We start from the raw sequence: 16,610 nt of genomic DNA, 5'->3' as shown, positions 1-16,610 counted from the left end.
TGCGAAAACTCAGTCATTCGGCTTGGCCGATGTCCTGAGCGCACTACTCGTCGTCGCGCGAGCGGAGAAGTTCAGCCATCTGCAGCACCTTTCGGCGAAGCCGCTCGTCGGATATGCCGAAATAGAGCTCGAGCAGTTGGCGAGATTCGCGTTTGGTCACAAGCTCACTGAAGTCCGCCGTCTGCTCATGAGACGCCTCTGGCACAGCGGCGCCTGCCTTGACGTCAATCTCGTCAAAGAACCACGTGATCGGAACAGCGAGCTGGTTTGCGATTTCGTACAGCCGAGATGCGCTGATCCGGGTCTCGCCCGCTTCATACTTCTGAATGAGCTGAGCTGTCACGCCGAGGCGTCTTGCCAGGTCATCCTGGCTGAGATCGAGCAGGTTCCGTCGCAGGCGCAAGCGCGTTCCCACATGCTGATCGACATGATTGGGCTTCTTGGATGACCTCCTGAGCCGCTTGCCTTGGTTTCGGGACACAGCGGGGCGGCCGTCAGGGAGCTGTTTGGAAGTCGCCACGTCCGCTTACCTCATGCCGTATCCAAGATGTTCGTCCATGAAGCATCAATCTCAGCTTGAAACAATCAACCAGAATTATGTCATTCGCGCTACAACTACAAAGGATAGATCAAATGCAATCGTCGCCAGCCACGGTTTGATGTGCGTGACGTAGCAAAGGGCAAGGAATGTCGATGCAGGATTGCTGTCCTCAATCTGGCCGCGTGCCTTCCAATCTGAAGATCGATCATGGTCCGATCAGCCTCCTGGGACGCTTCTTCCTCGCCGCTGACACCGCCGCCCAAGAGCGCGGCGTCAGCGTCTATTTTGCGAGCCTACAGGATTTGCTCGACATCAACAGCGCAAATTCCGACAGCTGGCGACCGCTAGTGCCGATCTTCCAGCCCGACCTCGGCGGCGCGACAGCTGAGAACACCTTCGTCATGGTCGGAAAAGACAAGGACGGTGAGGTCGTCGCGACGCAGGCGGGTCGGTACTACGACTGGACAGCCACGACGCTGTTCGATGAAGCCATCTCGCTTCGAATGTTCTACGCAGATCCGGCAGCCGCCTTGGCGCGCGGCGACGGTTGTCTGATTGCGACCCCGGTGGCGTCGACGATTGCGGGCAGGGTCGTGTTTTCCGGCGCCGGCTGGTACCGGCGCGATTTTCGCGGCAGAGGGTTGGCGCGAATCCTGCCCCGGATTTCGCGTGCCTATGCTCATGCGCGCTGGAATACGGATTTCACGATCAGCCTGATGGCCGACGCTGTAATTGCCGGCGGCATGGCGGATCGCACCGGCTACACGCGGATCGAGCGGTCGAGCGTCGAACTGGTCGTATCTCCGCTCGGATCGATGCGCTGTGGTCTTGTCTGGATGCCGGTGCAGGAGATGCTGGCCGATCTGGAGGCCGCCATGGGTGTAAGCTGGCGCGAGGAATCCGATCCGCGCGCAGCGGCGATGTGAGCAGAGCCGGCTCTCAATGGCGGGGGAAAGCATGCAGGGATCGCTGGGTCACCGGGAAGCCGAGGCATATGTCAGGCACCTGTTCGCGTGTATCGACGCTCACGACTGGGCAGGCTTGTCCAGCCTGCTGGACGACGGTGCCGTCTATGAGCGTCCAGGATATGAGCCCTTTGTCGGCAAGTTGGCCATCATGCAGTTCTATCGCCACGAGCGCATCGTGGCCTCGGGAGAGCACCTGCTTGAGCAGGTGCTGAGCAATGGCGAACAGATCGCCTGCTGGGGCAGCTTTGCGGGCCAGGACAAGAATGGGCGTCCCTTGAAGGCCAGATTTGCCGATGTCTATCATCTCAGCGGTGGCCGCATCGGCCTGCGGCGGACGTTCTTCGACAGTCCGGCGCTCTGATCAGCGCAGTGGCCACGCGCTCTCGGCACCAGTGAACAACTGCTCGCCCCAGGGGACATCGACAGGATGGGGGGCTGCGGTGCAGCCGGCAGGCATTGGCCACAGATGCTTGGTTGGACATCGTTTGGGCCAATGCGTGTACAGCGCGGGCGTCAGGCCGTCATGGCGCGCGTCTCGGAACGCCAGGCTACCGCCTGCAAGGCCTCGCCGTCCATCCCTGTGCGGGGCAGCCCGAGATGGGACAGCACTGTCGGCGCGATGTCGATGACGCGCGCGGGTGACTTGCGGATCCGACCCGGACTGAAGCCTTCGCCCCATGCCATCAGGAACGGAGCCTGCTCGTAGGTCCCGAGTCCTCCATGCTGTCCGCATCCAAGTCGGTCGGGCTTGCCGAGGGCAGGCTTGGCCGCGAGGCTCGAACCGCGGATTCCGAAGCGGTTGGGGACGTCGCTGGACCGCATGGACACAGCAAAGGCAAGGCCGCCGGTGTGAGCTTGTCCAACGCGGTCGAGCTCGTCTGGCCCGAAGACCTGCCCGGCCCAATCACTGCGTTCCAGAAGCGATCGCACGTTCTGCAGCGAGGGGCCGCGCTGGGAATCGACATAGATCAAGGCCGAGGTCCCGTTCGAGATGGCCAGAATCTCGTCGGACATGGGGTTGGCTTTGAGACCCGCGGTGATCAGCGCTGCATCGATGTCGACGATGTCCTCGACCGTCTGATGACCATGATCGGATCCGATCAGAAGCAGGACGTCCTCGCCCTGGTCGCGCTGTCTTTCGACGGCTGCGATCACCTCGGCCGCCCGACGATCCGCCTCCGCCAGCACGGCAAGATGGTCCGGAGAACCGAGCGGTGCGTTGTGTTGAATGTGGTCCGGTTCGCCAAGCCACAAAATGCCGACCGCCGGGCGACGCTTCACCACCACGTCGTCGATGAAGCGGGCTGTCATCCTGGCGTCACCGCCGCTGTCCAGCGTGACGTCCAATCGATCGCCGGCCGCCACTTCGATGCGGCCAGGTCCGAATGAGCCGGCCCGGTGATAGACAAATCCATGCCCGTCGGGATCATGGGCATAGGCAGCCCCGGGGGACACGTTGCTGAAGACGATCTGGCCACCCACGGTCTTGACGCGTTCCGCCAGGGTCGGCACTTGCAGTGAGGATCCCGTGACTCGGCGCTTGTGTTGCAGAAACTGCGGATCTCCGGCGTCGCGCAGCACCAACCTGCCGGATTCGATCAGGGCAACGGAATTGCCTTGCAGTCCATGTCTTGCCGGAGTGCATCCGGTTGCAACACTCGCCGACACGACGCGTGTGCACGAAGGAAAGACGGTCCGGTAGTCCTCGAACCATTCGGCGCGCGCGGCGAAATCTGCGAGATGGGGCGTGGTCGCAGGCGAAATGAGGTCCTGTCGAAGTCCGTCGAGGATCATGATGACAACACGCTTCATGGTCAAAGGTCCACCTCATTGAGTGCGACACTGAAAATATCGAAATTGCGCAAAGTGCGCCCGTCGGGCGCGCCCGGGCTCGCGCGAAGCCGATGAGACAGGATGAAGGGGACGCGCTGCTCGGCGAGACCGCCATGCGAGCGCAGCCTTGCGCCCGCCAGGTTGGAAAGCTCGTGGTCGCACGCCCGGGCGCCCAGGGCGATTCCCTTTGCTGCGATCATGCAGACGTCGCCCTCGCGGTCGCGCGGCAGCTCGAAGCGGGCGGCCGCATCGTCTCCGGTCAAGGCGAGACCGACGCCCGGAAGCCCCGCGAGAAACGAAACGACGTCTGAGGCGCGCAGGACTGGATCGAGGAGGTGAACCCGGACGAAGCCGCCGAGCGCGCCGTGATGGCGGACGAACGGGTCGGTGATGGGGCAGATCACCCGCGTCCGCCCGAGGCCGAAGACTGCGTCGAGCTGATCGCCGAGATACATGACATTGGGCGAACCATCGGCGTGCGCCATATCACTCATACCGTGATCGGCGACGATCCCGACGAGCGCGCCCTCGGCGAGCAGTGCGCCGAGCCTCCGGTCCACCTCGGCCATGAACGCCAGGGCTTCCGGCTCGTGCGGTGCGTAGGCGTGCTGGACATAGTCGGACAGCGACAAATAGATCAGATCAGGACGATGATCCGCCAAGAGCCTGAGACCGGCGTCCAGGACGAACAGGGACAGGTCCGCCGAATACTGATGAGGGACGGAGCGGCCGATCCGCGCGGGCACGTCTGCAATGCCATTCTCGGCTTCGCTGCAGCAATCCGCCTTATCGGCAGAGAACACGATTCCCTTGAGGTCCTTGCCAAGCGCCTTGCGGAGCTTGTCCTTGGCCGTCACGGCGGCCACCTTGGCCCCGGCACGGGAGAAGGCGGAAAGGATCGTCGGCGCTCGCATCGGCGATGCGTCCACCATCATCACCTCCTCTCCGCTCGCGGAATCGATGTAGAAGTTGCCCGACACCCCGTGGTGCGCGGGCGCGACCCCGGTGACGATCGAAACGTTGTTTGGATTGGTGAAGGTCGGCATGGCCGCGAGCGCCGTGGTCGCAAAGCCGTCGCGTCGCATGCGATCGAGGGCAGGGACGATGCCCGCGCTGCTCGCCGCTGCGATATAGTCGGGATCGCAGCCGTCGAAGCAGATGATGACAGTGGAAACGCGCGGCCAATTGTAGACCCGTCCGTTCACTTCGATCTGCGTGTCGGAACCCGTTGTCGACTCGGTGGCGGATGAATATCGCATCAATGATCAACCCGTGTTGGCAGGCGGCAGGTGTGAGCAACCCAGGCGGCGCTCTGAAGCAGCTCACGGTCAGAGCCATGACGCCCAATGAGCTGGAGACCGATCGGCAAGCCGTGCGCGCCGCAGAGCAGCGGCAGTGAGACGACAGGCAGACCGCACAGGCTCCAGGGCATGGCAAGACTCCCCGAGCCCGGACCTTCATCGAGCCTTGTCGCCTCTCCCGGCGCCGAAAGGGTCACAAGCACATCGTGCTGCGCGAACAGCTTCGACGTCAGTCCGATCAAGCGATCGGCCGACGCGTTCAACTCGATGTAACGTTTTGCGCCGAGCGCAATGCCTGCGGCAATTCCATCCTGCAGCGGTGGACACAGCTTGGCAGACAGATGCTGGGGTAGATCGCCGAAGCGAGCCGCCAGATGAGCGTTCAAAAGGCCAAGAGCCACCTCGATCGCACCGCCGAACTCGCTCGGAAGATCCAGCTCGTGGACTGCAACCGGCAACGCACCGATGAAGGCCGTCAAAGCTTCGCCCGCGTCCGGAACGACCTGCTCGAATCCCGGTCCGCGCACTACAGCGAGCCTCGGAGGGCGTCCGATCCGATCGGCGGCGCTGTCGACAACGGGATCAAATGCGCCGGCAAACAAGCAGAGATCCTGGACGGATCTCGCGAGATAGCCAATCTGCGCAAGCCGCGGCACCAGGATGTTGGAGCCTTCCATGCTTGCAAACCCTAACGACGGCTTGAACGCATACGCTCCGCAGAACGATGCCGGCAGCACCGTCGAGGCGGTGTGCTGAGTCCCGAGTGCAAGAGGGACCATTCGGTCAACCACAGCTGCCGCCGAGCCGGCCGAAGACACACCCGGTGAGCGCCCAAGATCATTGGGATTGCGGGCAGCGCTCGGATGATACATGCCGAACTCCGACGTCGTCGTCTTGCCGATGATGATGGCGCCGGATCGCCTGAGGATCGCGACCGCCGCGGCGTCCGCTGCCGGGCGACGGTCGCGCAGCAGGCTGCTGCCATATTCTGATGGCATGTCGATCGTATCGAAGACATCCTTGACGCCGACGGGCAGGCCGTGGAGCGGTCCGGCGAGCCGGCCTTCCGATTGCGCCTTGTCGGCGAGGAACGCCTGCTCGCGCGCCGCGTCCGCCGCGACATGAGTGAAGGCGTGGACCTCGCCGTCGCGTGCCGCGATGCGAGCGAGGCAGGCCTCGAGCAGTGCGGCCGCCGACAGGCGTCGTTCGCGTATGGCCGAAGCTGCAGCCGTGGCTGTCAGCTGCGAAGGATCGCCATCCATCTCGCAAAGCTGACGTCGACTGTGTGGGATCGCGATGGTCATGATCGGCCCGTCTCCTCGAGGGTCTCGGCAGGTGCGAATGAGCTGGCGCTGGTCCCGCGGAGCCGTGAAGGCCAGGCGAACGCGTGTCGAGGCATCATCCCGTCACGAAAGGTCAGGACGCATGATGCGAAGACGACGCCCTGGAGCACCTGCACCCAGGCCCCATAGGGAGCGAGAAAGTGCTGCATCGTGACCAGGACCGCGGCGCCGACCAAGGGTCCGCTCAATGTGCCGAGGCCGCCGATGAGGCACATCAGAACAGCCTCTCCGGAGAGGTGCCAGTGTGCGCCGGACAAAGTCGCGAGTTGAAAGGCAACCGCACTCAGTGACCCGGCGAGGCCGGCACAGCTGGCGGCGATCGCAAAGGCGAACAGCTTGAGGCCCCGGGCATTCTGACCAAGGGACAAGGCGCGCCGCTCGTCGTCGCGGACCGCGACAAGCATCATCCCAAGCTGAGACGACAGCAGCCGCTTGATGCCGAAATGGACGGAGCAGAAGGCTGCGACGGCAAGTGCATAGACGGCGAGGTCGTTGCGCAGATCGATCAGACCGAACAGGAGGCCGCGTGGCACCGCCTGCAGTCCGTCCTCGCCATGCGTGAAGCTCGACTGCACGAACACGAAGTAGACCATCTGGGCGACGGCAAGCGTGATCATGGCTTGATAGATGCCACGCCGCCGGATCGCCAGCGCTCCCATGACGATGCCGAGCAGAATAGCGGCAGTGATCCCCGCCAGCATGGCCAGCTCCGGGGACATCGCCCAGTGCTTCAGCGCATGCGCGGTGACATAGGCGGCCGTCCCGTAGAGAGCCGCCTGTCCGAACGACATGACCCCGGCGAACCCCAGCAGGAAGTTGAACGACGCGGCAAGAATCGCAAAGCAGAAGATCTTGACCAGGAAGATCGGGTAGAGCAGTGCCGGCAGGACAGCGAGTGCAGCTGCGATGATGACGACGATCAGGATGCGCTCGTATTTCTTGTCCGCGCGTACATCCGGCGTGGCCGTGACCGGGGGAGGAATGCCGGCAAAGGAATGATGACGCAGCACCTCGATGCCGAACAGGCCCTGTGGCCGGACCGACAGGACGATGCACATGAAAGCGAAGATCATGACATTGGCCGCTTGCGGGAACACCGCCAGTGTCGCGCTCTCGAGCAATGCCAGGCAGTAGGCCGCCAGGATTGTCCCTCCGAGGGAGCCCATCCCGCCGATCACAATGATGGCGAAGACAACAAGCAGGACGTCGGACCCCATCAACGGACTCACCTGATAGATCGGCGCCGCAAGAGCGCCGGCGAGGCCCGCAAGCGCCGCGCCCAGCCCAAAGGTTGCCGTCATCACCGCGGGAATCGGGACGCCCAGCGCTTCGGCCATCGTGGCGTTTTCGGAAGCCGCCCGAAGCGTCGCTCCAGCCTTGGTTCGTGCGATCGCGATCCACACCACAAGGCAAACAATAAAGGCGACCATGACAACCCACAGCCGGTAGACGGGGAATACTGCAAAGCCGAGATCGACCACGTCCGACAGCCAGGCGGGCGTCGTGAAGGGCAGTCCCGTAGAGCCGAAGATGACCTGAAATCCGCCCTGGATCGCGGTTGCGAGCCCGAAGCTCAGCATGAATCCATAGAGCGGATCGAGACTGTAGGTCCGCCGCAACAAGAGTCGCTCCAGCACCATCCCGGTCGATCCAACCAGAACGGCAGCCGCACACAGGCCCACGAGATAGGGAAGACCAAGGCGCGCAACGGCCGCCCAGGCGGCAAATGCACCCATCATGTAGAGCGCGCCGTGGGCCATGTTGAGGATGTTCAAGAGCCCGAAGATCAATGCGAGGCCGAGGCAGAGCAGGGCATAGAACGATCCATTGACCAGACCGATGGTGAGATAGGAGAGAACGAGGTTTGACATGCAGATTCACACGGCAACGTATTTGGAGAGGCGCGCTTCGATGCGCTCGGCCTCGCAGGTCGGGCAATTGTCGACAACCAGTCCGTTCTCGATTGCAACAACCCGGTCAGCGACGCCCAGCACGAAAGCGAGGTTCTGTTCGACCAGCAGGATGGTGTAGCCGCGCTGCTTGAGGGCGGTGATCGCCTGTTCGATCTGGCGGATGATGATGGGGGCCAGCCCCTCCGTCGGCTCGTCCAGCAGCAGAGTTCGGGCACCGGATCGCAGGATCCGCCCGATCGCCAGCATCTGTTGTTCGCCGCCGCTCAGCTGCCCGCCGAGATGGCGGGTCCGCGACCTGAGATTCGGAAACAGTTCGAAGATCTCATCATCACTCATGCCGGAGCCGCCCAGCGTGGGCGATAGCGCCATGTTCTCGGCCACGGTGAGGCTGGAGAAGATCCCTCGCTCTTCCGGACAGTAACCGAGACCAAGATGCGCGCGCTCCGATGGACGCAGCGAACGCACCTCTCGCCCCTGCACCAGCACATGCCCCGACTGCCGCTGCAACAGGCCCATGATGGCGCGCAGGATGGTGCTCTTGCCGGCGCCGTTGCGGCCCAGCAGCACGACGACCTCACCCTCCGATACGGTGAAGTCGATCCCGAACAGCGCCTGGACCTCGCCATACCAGGCCTTGAGGTTGGATATCGCAAGGGGAAGGCTTGCCTCGCTTCGTTCCGGATCAAGCATCAGCGGCTGCACCCAGATAGGCGGCGCGGACGCGGTGGTCGCGCGCAACGTCTTGATAGGATCCGTCGCTCAGAACGGCGCCGTTCGCCAGGACGGTGACGTGGTCCGCGAGCCGTTCGACGACCTTGAGATTGTGTTCAACCAGCAGGACGCAGCAATCCTGCGCTGCGTCGGCAATCATCTCGACGACTGGACCGATGTCTTCCCGGCCGAGCCCCGACGTCGGCTCGTCGAGAAGCAGGAGGCGAGGTTTGAGGGCGAGCGTGGTTGCAATTTCGAGCAGGCGCCGCCGGCCATAGGAGAGTTCACGCGCCTGCCTGCGTCGGTCGGAGGTCAGGCCAGCTCGTGCGAGCAGAGTCTCGTTGTGAGGGGCGAGATCGCCGCTGACGCGGCGGCGCAACAGCCGGAGCGGTGGGCTGGCATGGGCCTGCGCCACCAACATGTTCTCCTCGACCGACAATTCGGGAAATACCGCGCAGATCTGGAAAGATCGGGCCAGCCCGAGCCTGGCCAGCCGATTGGCAGGCCAGGCCGTGACGTCGCGTCCAAACAGTTCGATCTGGCCGCGGGTGGGCTTGATGAAGCCGCTGATCGCGTTGAACAGGGTGGATTTGCCTGCTCCGTTGGGACCGATCACCGCGTGAATGCAGCCTTCCCGAAGGTCGAGCGACACCTCGTTCAAGGCGACGAAGTCCTTGAACTGAACCGTCAGAGCACGAACCTTCAGCACGGGATTGGTCGGCAGCGGGGCAGAGACAGCTCTCGGATCTTCGAAAGCCTGGAGCGAGGCGCTGGCGACCATGTTTATTGCGCCTTGGCCGCCTGCGAGCTGCAGCCGGATGCCGACGCGGGACGGAATGCCGCGCTGGCAGGAACCGTGGCCGTGCGGGCGTAGAAGTCCCACGGCTCCTTGCTTTCGGCGGGCGCCTTCACGCGATAGACGCCGATCTCATAGGTCACCCGTCCATTCGCCTGAATGTGCGCTTCGCGGCCGAAGCGGTCGACCGGCAGCTGCCGCATCTGGTCGTTGACAGAAGCGGCGTCGTCGCTGTGCGCGGCCCGCGCCGCCTTCAAATAGTGCAGCACGCTGACATAGACGCCGGCCTGCTCACGTGTGGGCATGCGTCCGTGGGTGGCAAAGAACCGCTGGGCGAATGCGCGCGTCGCATCATTGTCGTTCCAGTAGAAGCCGGTGCTGATGATCAGGTTCTGCGCCGTCTCCAGACCGATACTGTTGATATCCGTCACGAAGGCATGCAGCGCGGCCAGCTTCTGCCCGGCCCGCCCTATCCCGAACTGGCCGGCTTGCTTGATGGCGTTGACAGTGTCGGCGCCGGCGCTGGCAAGCGCGATCACCTCGGCGGAGGAACTGCGCGCCCTCACCAGGAGGGTGGAGAAGTCGGCGGTGCCGAGCGGATGGCGAGCGCTGCCGGTCACTTTGCCGCCGCGCTCGTCCACGACCTGTTGGGCTACTCCCTCCAGATCATGGCCGAAGGAATAATCCGCGGTGAGGAAGAACCAGCTCTTCAAGCCCTGGTCGAGCAGCGACGCCGCAGTGCCGCGGGCCAGCGCATAGGTATCATCCGTCCAGTGCGTGACATAGGGCGAACAATAGCGGCCCGTGATGTCGGTGGAGGCTGCGCCGGATATCAGAAGCGAGCGCTTCTTATCGGTTGCGAGCGGGATCAATCCGAAAACCACGCCCGAATGCGGCAGATCGACGATGGCGTCGACGCCGCGCCGGTCAAACCATTCGCGGGCGATGCTGGAGGCGATGTCCGGCTTGTTCTGATGATCTGCCGTGATGATCTCGATCGGGGTGCCGTCGACGGTTCCCCCGAAATCGGCAACGGCCATCCGGGCCGCGACGATCGAGCCAGGACCACCAACGTCAGCGACCACGCCGCTCTGATCTCCCATGACGCCGATCACGACCTTGCCGTCCGAGAATTCCGCCAATGCGGCACTCATCGAGACGGAGAAAAATGCAACCGACAGCAGAATGCTTCGCATGGTCAGCCCCCTATCATTATTGGCAGGGGGTGCTTAGCCGGGTTCGCTGACACATTTGTGACGGATGCGGTACAATTGGGCTATTCGGGATGGCAGTTGTCGTAGCGACCGCGACGGGGCACACATGGGTCCTGACCCAAACCCGACTCAGGCTGTGACGTGACCACCTCAAACCTGAAACTGCGCGACGGCGAGACCGACAACGCCGATACGATCCTGGAAGACCGGGTCCTGGTTGCCAGAATATGCTGGTACTATTTCAAGGAAGGGCAGACCCAGGAAGCGATATCGCAGCGGCTGAACATGACGCGGAAGCGCGTCAATCGGATCCTCGGGCTCGCGCGGGAAAGCGGCTTCGTACAGATCACGATCACCGATCCCGCCGGGCAGAGAACGAAACTCGAGGCGGAGCTCGCTGCACGATACGGCTTGACGCAAGCCATCGTGGTCCCAACCCCTATGACCGACCCGGACGTCAGGTCGTTTCTGGGAGCGGCAGCTGCCAACTACGTCGCTGAACGGCTCCCCGCGGACGGCTCGCTTGGAATTACCTGGGGAGGGACGATCAACGCAGCCGCCCAGAACCTGAGGCCGCGTCAGGGGCAGAACACCAAGGTCGTCCTGCTCTGCGGCGGATTGGCGGAAAGCGCGCCGATCAATCCGTACGACAACGCTGCGATGATCGCTCGCGCGCTCGGAGCCCGCTGTTATTATCTCACAGCGCCCATGTTCGTCGACGACGCGGCCTTCCGAGACCTCATCGTGGACAGCGAGCCGGTTCGCTCCGTGCTGGCCATGGTGCCAAGTCTCGACATGGCCCTCTTGAGCGCGATCGATCTTTCCGAGCAGTCAAAGGTGCTCGAATACAACGTCATCTCGCGCAAGACCTGGACATCGCTGCGAGCGGCCGGCGCAGTCGGAGACATTTGCGGCCACTACCTCGATCGCAGTGGCAAGCGAGTGGATCATCCGCTGTCGCGGCGGACCATCAATCCGCCTTGGGACCATATTCATCGGATCAAGCACCGGGTTCTGGCAGCGGGAGGACTGCAGAAGGTCGCGATCATTCGCGCCGCGCTGCTGGCCGGGCTCTGTCATGTTCTCGTGACTGACGAAAATGCGGCAGAGAAGCTGCTGATCGACTAGGTGCGCATTGCGTGCGCAGCCGCTTCGTTCCTGGCGCGGCGGCTCGACCGCTTTGATGACTCGCTCGGTGGCAACCGGCGAGCAGGTCGAGGGCCCTAGACCGGCCAGGGCAGAGAGTAGGTTTTCACCTGCGTGAAGCTGCGCATCGCTTCCAGGATGCCCTCCTTGTGACCGAGGCCGGACTGCTTGATGCCGCCGAACGGAGTGAGTTCGGTGCGATAGCCGGGAACTTCCCACACATTGACGGAGCCGACCGCGAGGCCCTCGATGAGCCTCGTGACGTGATCGAGGCGGTTGGAGCAGACGGCGGCGGAAAGTCCGAACTTGGTGGCGTTCGCAATCCTGATGATCTCGTCGATATCATTGTTGCATCGGATGATCGGCAGAACCGGGCCGAACGTCTCCTCGGCAACGAGCTCGCAAGCGGGCGAGACATGATCGAGCAGCGTGGGAGGATAAAAGGCGCCGCGAGGTTCGCCGCCGAGCAGAAGCCTGGCACCTGCCGCGACCGCACCGGCCACGCGTCTGGCAATCAGCTGGGCTGCGTCTTCGCTGATGACGGTGCCGAGATCAACGCAAGGGTCGCTGGGGTCGCCTGTTGAGAGCTGCTGCATGTGGTGCAGGGCCCGCTCGGCGAAGTGATCGGCAAGCTCCTCCACGACGAGCGCCCGCTTCACGGCCGTACAGCGTTGACCGGAATGTCTGACTGCGCCCTGCACGGCCAGATGCGCGGCCCGATCGACGTCCGCATCCGAAAGGACGATGAACGGATCGTTCCCACCCAGTTCGAGGACAAGCCGCCGGTAACCTGCCCGTTCCGCGATCTGGTGCCCGACGCGAACCGACCCCGTGAATGTCACGAGCTCGGCGTCCTCATCGGTGAACACGCAATCTCCAAGATCGCGCGGCGTTCCGGTCACGATCGAGAGCATGCCCTCTGGCAAGCCTTGTTCGCGGAGGATCCTGCCCAGCGCAAGTGCCGTCAGGGGCGTCTGCTCCGACGGCTTGAGCACCACGCGGTTGTTGGTCGCAATTGCCGGCGCCAGCTTGTGGCTGACCAGGTTCAGCGGATGATTGAAGGGGGTGATGGCCGCGATGACCCCCGCGAGCGGCGTACGCATTGAAGAAATGCGCCGCTGATGAGGGTTTCCGCCGATGTCTCCAGGGTAGATCTCGCCATCATTTTGAATCAGCGCATGGGCGGCAAACGACCAGACGTCGCAGGCGCGCCTGGTTTCATGCAGGGAGTCCCTCAGACAGAGACCGGTCTCGGCGGTTATGAGCTGTGCGAGCCGGTCCTGATCTCTTGCGATCGCACGCGCAGCGCCAAGCAGGATATCGGACCTTTCGCGGCGGCTCAGCTTTGGGCGGAAGCGCGCGGCTGCCGCGAATGCAGCCCGTATTTGACGTGGCTCTGCCTGCGGGACCGTCCCGACAAGCGCGCCGGAGAAGGGATTCATGACTTCAATGACGCGATCCGCGTCTGCTGGTGTTCCAGCCAGGAGCATCGGCTGGTAGATCGGCTCAACTGCGTCCATGTATGGCTCCTCAGCTCAAAGACTGCGCCGGCTGACGCTTGCTTGGGGCTTGTCGGCCTCGTCGATCTGGCTGAAAGGCGCTCTGGCCGGCTTGTTGCGCGAAGGCTGCTCTTCGCGCTGCCAGATCACGATCGTGACGCCCATGATGATCAGCAGGCAGGCAAGAACCGTGCGCAACGCGAGCTCCTCCCCCCGCAGGACGAGAGCTGAGATCAGCGCGACGACGGGAATGAGAACGAGGCTCTGAGATGCGATCCGCGCCGGAATTGAAGCCAACGCATAGTACCAGGCAACGAATGCGAGGCCGGTCGCGACGATACAGTTGAACGCGATCGGGAAGGCGAGAGCTGAAAGGCGCTTGACCTCGAAATGCGGCTCGAGGACGGCTGAGGCCATCATGACCGCCATCCCTGCCGCTGCGAGCTGGTATGTGGTCCGGCTCCAGACGTCGATATCGCTGTGAGCTCGGTTGGCGAGCCACGTTCCCAAGGCCCAGCAGATGGCCGCAATCAGCAGCAGGGCAATCCCTTCCGCGTTGCCGAAAGTCATTGGCGCAGCCGTTGGCCCGAGACCATTGGCGCTCAACAACATGATGCCACCAAGCCCGCTCCCGATCGCTGCAAGCTCGAAGCCGGTCTGCCGCCTTCCTTCCAAAACCCACTCAATGATCGCAAGCCAGAGCGGCATCGTATAGAAAATGAGAGCACTTCGGCCGACGTCCAGATATTGGAGCCCAACGAGGCTCAGGCCCAGCCCGCAGGCCATCTGCAGCATGCCCACGGCAAGCAGGTTGAGCCGTCCGCGATCGCCGATGCGGAGCTGATACCCCAAGGCAAGGCGCGCCACCGCGATCGCCACCGCGCCGCCGAGAAGACGCAGTCCTGTAAAGAACAGGGGCGGCGCGATCTGCAGCGCGTCCTTTATGACGAGCCAGTTCATACCCCAGATCAGGATCACGAAGATCAGGCAGAGGGCTGCCGAAGCAGACGTCTTGCGGACCATCACATCGTTTCCCCTTTAGCCGGCAGCTGAGGGTTCAAGAACGTAGCGCCCCATGGCGTCCTGGAATCGGCGCTTGTTCCCGACAGGCGTATGGCGGGTGGTCACGCGCGGAAGCGTTGCGGGATGGGAACGATTGATCTTGCAAAGCAGGAAATGCGGGCCCCGCGTCGTCGCACAGTGCTCCATTGCTGTCAGGATATGCCCGGCTTCGGCACAACGCACCGACGAGCGATAGCCGCAGGCGGATGCGACAAGATCCAGGGACGAGCTTCGTGACGTCGAGGCCTGGCCACCGGTGGACGCATAACTTTCATTGTCGAGCACGACATGGATGAGGTTCTGGGGTTTGGTGTGGCCAATCGTGGACATGACGCCCATGTGCATCAGCGCGCCGCCGTCGCCATCCAGTGCGAGCACGGGACGGTTGGGCATAGCGATGGCGAGGCCTGCCGCCAATGCGCTGCAGTGCCCGAGCGAGCCCTGCATGTAGAAATTCTCGGGACGATCGTTGACCCGGAAGAGCTCTCTCGTGATAAATCCGGTCGTCGAGACGATCGACGTGGTCGGATCGAGCCGCTCGCAGATCAGTTCGATCGCCTCTCCCGCGCTGAGCGGGTAATCGAGCGGTGCGTCAGGCGTCGCTCCCGCGGCGCTCGGCGTGAGCTGGCCCTTTCGCAACAGCACAGCAAAAGCTGCCTCCTGCCGATGCGCTTCAGCGGCGCGGATGAGAAGCCGATCCAGTCCGCCCGTCGTTCCGTCGAACTCGTCCCAGTCGATGGCGAGCTGATCGAGGATCGCCTTGGTCGCGGCACCCATGAAGATGTGCTGCGGCTCATCTGCGCTCTCGTCGGGATGCCCTCGCACCGAGATCAGCAACAGGACCGGGATCCTGTTGACCATCAACAACGAGGTGAGTGGATTGACGACGTGACCAAGACCGGAGTTCTGCAGCGCGACGACGGCTCGCTGGCCGGACAGCGCAGCGCCAGCGGCGAGCGCCACCGCGCTGCCCTCGTTGGCCGCGGGTACGTCGGTCAACGCGCTGCTTTCGGCCGCCCTCTCAAACAGGTCAGCGAAGTGCGAGCACGGAACGCCCGAGAAGAACGTGTAGCCTGCTGTACTCAATCTCGATAGGAGAACGCTCGTCGGCACGGACATGTCTCTGCTCCTGCACAAGGGCATTGGGAGCGGCTCTGCCGCCCCCAATGAATCGACGTCCTGTGACCTCAACTGAGTTTCTTCGCCACGATCAGGCTGCGGTTGCAGAGCGATCTGTGGTACTCGACCTGCCCGAAGCCGGCCTGTTCGAGCATCCCGCGCATATCTTCAAAGCTGTAGCAGCAGCCTTCGTAGCCCGTGGTCAGGAGCACCGAATATTCAGCTTCGGCGGTCGGGGCCGGACGCCCGCCGCGATCGTCGGGATGGCAGCTGTAGACAGCAATGCGGCCACCGGACTGGAGGCTGCCGTGGGACTTGCGCATCAGCAGGCGGACCTTCTCGGGCCCCCAATTGTGAAGAACGTGGGAATAGAGATGAAGGCTTGCATCGCGTGGCAGCGGGTCGACAAACATGTCGCCAGCGACGATACGGACGCGGTCGGGATAGAGACCCCGCGCGATCAGACAGGATCGCGCGAGCTCGTCGACCGGGGGGCGCTCGAAGATGGTCGCGGATAGCCGAGGATAGCGCATCAGCAGATGAGCGGAATAGACGCCGGAGCCGCCGCCGATGTCGAGCATGGACGTATCGCCGCTGCAATCGAGCAGGGTAGCGAGATGCGGGGCAAAGATCCGGCCGCGCTCCTCCATGCCGCGCGTGTTGAGGTCCGCGAACTCATCCGTCTGCATCAGATCGTCCCAGCTGGTCGTGTCGCCGCGCGCGACATGCCAGGTGTCGGAGCCGTCGTTCCGCAGGACGTCGTACAGCTCGCGAACCGACGACTTGTACTTCATTGTGGCGATGTAGGAGGCGACATTCTCGTCGGATCGGCTGCTGAGATATTGGACGGCTTCGATGGTGGCGTGAAGTTTTCCGCCCTGGCGGGCAATCAGGCCCCAGGATTCGAAGAGCCTGATCATTGTACGTGTCGGCCGGTCACGAAGCGAGAAATGCTCCCGCAGTTCGTCTTCAGAGACGGGATGACCGTCCAGATAGGTGAACAGGTCGAGCCAGGACACCGCTGCAATGTAGAGGTCGGCGGCGTATGAGCTGTCCCGCCACTTGATGATCTGGGCAATGTCGGGGCGGTTGACCTGTGAGACATCGGTCAGCGTGTCGATGCGAGATGCGAGTGCGGTCGGGGTCATGGGTCTGATCCTTTAC

The 16,610-nt window shown here is 63.2% G+C and carries 15 protein-coding genes and 1 pseudogene; 3 read left to right on the top strand and 13 right to left on the bottom strand.

From position 1 onward, the window contains the following. Positions 1-43: 43 nt before the first annotated feature. Positions 44-415 (bottom strand): helix-turn-helix domain-containing protein, encoded by a 372-nt coding sequence (locus tag QW887_RS28440; RefSeq protein WP_316176085.1) that lies wholly within the window; start codon positions 413-415, stop codon positions 44-46. 308 nt (positions 416-723) lie between these two features. Between QW887_RS28440 and QW887_RS28435 the strand changes: the two genes are divergently transcribed. Both QW887_RS28435 and QW887_RS28430 read left to right on the top strand, forming a co-directional pair. Beyond that, on the top strand, positions 724-1,467 hold the full coding sequence (locus QW887_RS28435; RefSeq protein WP_316176045.1) for a hypothetical protein: 744 nt from the start codon (positions 724-726) through the stop codon (positions 1,465-1,467). Between the two features lie 31 nt (positions 1,468-1,498). Continuing rightward, positions 1,499-1,870 carry a nuclear transport factor 2 family protein gene (locus tag QW887_RS28430; RefSeq protein WP_316176044.1) on the top strand — a complete coding sequence of 124 codons (372 nt, stop codon included), beginning with the start codon at positions 1,499-1,501 and terminating at the stop codon, positions 1,868-1,870. 152 nt (positions 1,871-2,022) lie between these two features. Here QW887_RS28430 and QW887_RS28425 read toward each other — a convergent pair whose 3' ends face one another. From QW887_RS28425 to QW887_RS28390, 8 genes and pseudogenes are all read right to left on the bottom strand, one after another. Further along, on the bottom strand, positions 2,023-3,321 hold the full coding sequence (locus tag QW887_RS28425) for an alkaline phosphatase family protein (RefSeq protein ID WP_316176043.1): 1,299 nt from the start codon (positions 3,319-3,321) through the stop codon (positions 2,023-2,025). A 2-nt stretch (positions 3,322-3,323) separates the two neighbouring features. Further along, on the bottom strand, positions 3,324-4,601 hold the full coding sequence (phnA, locus tag QW887_RS28420) for a phosphonoacetate hydrolase (RefSeq protein ID WP_410052627.1): 1,278 nt from the start codon (positions 4,599-4,601) through the stop codon (positions 3,324-3,326). After that, positions 4,601-5,947 carry an amidase gene (locus QW887_RS28415; RefSeq protein ID WP_316176041.1) on the bottom strand — a complete coding sequence of 449 codons (1,347 nt, stop codon included), beginning with the start codon at positions 5,945-5,947 and terminating at the stop codon, positions 4,601-4,603. Before QW887_RS28415 ends, phnA begins: the two co-directional genes overlap by 1 nt. Next, positions 5,944-6,996 carry a branched-chain amino acid ABC transporter permease gene (locus QW887_RS28410; protein WP_315716465.1) on the bottom strand — a complete coding sequence of 351 codons (1,053 nt, stop codon included), beginning with the start codon at positions 6,994-6,996 and terminating at the stop codon, positions 5,944-5,946. The genes QW887_RS28415 and QW887_RS28410 overlap by 4 nt, the downstream gene beginning before the upstream one ends. Positions 6,997-7,002: 6 nt before the next feature. Next, positions 7,003-7,857, bottom strand: a pseudogene (locus QW887_RS28405) (branched-chain amino acid ABC transporter permease); the annotation flags it as partial. Positions 7,858-7,863: 6 nt separating this feature from the next. Beyond that, positions 7,864-8,589 carry an ABC transporter ATP-binding protein gene (locus tag QW887_RS28400; protein ID WP_410052628.1) on the bottom strand — a complete coding sequence of 242 codons (726 nt, stop codon included), beginning with the start codon at positions 8,587-8,589 and terminating at the stop codon, positions 7,864-7,866. Further along, on the bottom strand, positions 8,582-9,391 hold the full coding sequence (locus QW887_RS28395; protein ID WP_315716406.1) for an ABC transporter ATP-binding protein: 810 nt from the start codon (positions 9,389-9,391) through the stop codon (positions 8,582-8,584). The genes QW887_RS28400 and QW887_RS28395 overlap by 8 nt, the downstream gene beginning before the upstream one ends. Before the next feature lie 2 nt (positions 9,392-9,393). Beyond that, the gene (locus QW887_RS28390; RefSeq protein WP_316176039.1) at positions 9,394-10,602 is read right to left on the bottom strand and encodes an ABC transporter substrate-binding protein; all 1,209 of its coding nucleotides are present in this window, start codon (positions 10,600-10,602) and stop codon (positions 9,394-9,396) included. 159 nt (positions 10,603-10,761) lie between these two features. Here QW887_RS28390 and QW887_RS28385 point away from each other — a divergent pair, with 159 nt between their 5' ends. Then, positions 10,762-11,748: a sugar-binding transcriptional regulator gene (locus tag QW887_RS28385; protein WP_316176038.1), complete on the top strand. Its 987-nt coding sequence runs from the start codon at positions 10,762-10,764 to the stop codon at positions 11,746-11,748. 95 nt (positions 11,749-11,843) lie between these two features. On the opposite strand, the gene phnY is transcribed toward QW887_RS28385, so the two are convergent. The 4 genes from phnY to QW887_RS28365 form a co-directional block, all read right to left on the bottom strand. After that, positions 11,844-13,286, bottom strand: a complete 1,443-nt coding sequence (phnY, locus tag QW887_RS28380) for a phosphonoacetaldehyde dehydrogenase (RefSeq protein WP_316195557.1) — start codon at positions 13,284-13,286, stop codon at positions 11,844-11,846. Positions 13,287-13,301: 15 nt separating this feature from the next. Next, positions 13,302-14,288, bottom strand: coding sequence for a DMT family transporter (locus tag QW887_RS28375; RefSeq protein ID WP_316176036.1), 987 nt, complete (start codon positions 14,286-14,288; stop codon positions 13,302-13,304). A 15-nt stretch (positions 14,289-14,303) separates the two neighbouring features. Then, positions 14,304-15,446, bottom strand: a complete 1,143-nt coding sequence (gene aepY / locus QW887_RS28370) for a phosphonopyruvate decarboxylase (RefSeq protein ID WP_316176035.1) — start codon at positions 15,444-15,446, stop codon at positions 14,304-14,306. Between the two features lie 68 nt (positions 15,447-15,514). Then, positions 15,515-16,594 (bottom strand): methyltransferase, encoded by a 1,080-nt coding sequence (locus QW887_RS28365; protein ID WP_316176034.1) that lies wholly within the window; start codon positions 16,592-16,594, stop codon positions 15,515-15,517. Positions 16,595-16,610: the final 16 nt, after the last annotated feature.

This window comes from Bradyrhizobium sp. SZCCHNRI3052 (genome assembly GCF_032484895.1).
Classification (GTDB): domain Bacteria; phylum Pseudomonadota; class Alphaproteobacteria; order Rhizobiales; family Xanthobacteraceae; genus Bradyrhizobium.
The sequence above is the reverse complement of the archived record's forward strand: the minus strand, read 5'-3'. Positions and strand labels throughout refer to the sequence as shown.